Genomic DNA, 219 nt, shown 5'->3' with positions numbered 1-219 from the left:
CGCTGCGCTTATCGAGTTTTTTGTAGGTGCTGCGGCGTGCCGCCACCTGCCAGATAACTTCACGTCCTTCATGCTCGGGCCGCTTTTCGACACCGGTGTAGCCTGCATCTGCGCAGACCACGTTTTCGTCGCCATGCAGCAATTTGTCCACCTGGGTGACATCCGCCACATTGGCCGCCGTGCCCACTACGCTGTGCACCAGACCCGATTCGTCATCGG

The 219-nt window shown here is 59.8% G+C and carries 1 protein-coding gene; it reads right to left on the bottom strand.

The genetic code is table 11. From position 1 onward, the window contains the following. Nucleotides 1-219: transposase (locus tag AO268_RS07415; protein WP_141562792.1), on the bottom strand; the 219-nt coding region annotated here is incomplete at both ends.

This window comes from Pseudomonas sp. ICMP 8385 (genome assembly GCF_002699915.1).
Classification (GTDB): Bacteria; Pseudomonadota; Gammaproteobacteria; order Pseudomonadales; family Pseudomonadaceae; genus Aquipseudomonas; species Aquipseudomonas gessardii.
The sequence above is the reverse complement of the archived record's forward strand: the minus strand, read 5'-3'. Positions and strand labels throughout refer to the sequence as shown.